The sequence below is a fragment of the Methylobacterium sp. BTF04 genome, from assembly GCF_010692745.1.
In the GTDB taxonomy this organism is placed as follows: domain Bacteria; phylum Pseudomonadota; class Alphaproteobacteria; order Rhizobiales; family Beijerinckiaceae; genus Methylobacterium.
The window spans coordinates 1-833 of sequence record NZ_JAAHTB010000208.1; the positions used below are offsets into that span (position 1 = coordinate 1).

The window sequence follows — 833 nt, forward strand, 5'->3', positions numbered from 1 at the left end:
CACAGGCGGAGTCAGGCCGTCAACGACAAGGGTTCAAACTGATAGATGCTCAGGGTCCCAGCTGACGGCATGAGCAAGAACATCAACCCTCTACCGATGCCGCATCTGACCGCGCACGGCGCAGTGCCCAGTCGGACCCCGGCGGCTCTCCGCCACGCCAGACAGACCGTGACGGGGCCGGTCTCGTCGGGCGAGCTGCCGCTGATCGGCGACGACATGGGGCGCGCAGAGCGGTTGGCGCGCGACTTCGGCCCGGGGTGGCGCTGGCGCGTCCACGATCTCTACGTCGACGCCCCCCCCGGCCACCGAACCCGACCTGATCGTGAGCGATGTGGCACACCTCACCTTGGAGGCTGTCTTGCGCCTAAAGCGTATCCTCGAGCGTGTGCGTGGGGCGGACGTACCCTTCCTGTTCCTGATTTACGGCAACGTCGCACGCGCCGATGCCCAGGCCCTGGTGCTGGGCGCGACCGACACGCTGCCGGCCGGAGCCGCGATCAAATCGCTGCGCAGCAGGATCATCCGGATGCAGCGCGAGGCAGTGACGAAGGGCACCGCCGCCAAGCTGGCCATCGAAGCTCGGCAGTATCTCATCCAAACCTTCGGCTCTAGGCGGGCGGTCATGCCCGACGTGGCGATGACCGGCACCGAACTGATCGTGCGCGCCATTCGAGAGAGCGGTATTCAGGACTGGGTCCTGGCCGTGCAACGCTTCGGCGATGCCACGCACCAGCGCTGCCTGCTGGTCGCCGGACTGGCGGCAGCGTTCGCCAGGAGCCTAGTGCAGTGACGCGGACGGAGGATTCACTCACTCGGTGAAGCGTGCGAGTCTG

Annotated in this window: 1 protein-coding gene; it reads left to right on the top strand. The window is 66.9% G+C overall.

Annotated elements, in window-relative coordinates:
- Positions 1 to 322: 322 nt before the first annotated feature.
- Complete coding sequence (locus tag G3T14_RS24360) at positions 323 to 790, top strand: hypothetical protein (protein ID WP_163645032.1); 468 nt, start codon at positions 323 to 325, stop codon at positions 788 to 790.
- The last annotated feature ends 43 nt before the right edge of the window (positions 791 to 833 follow it).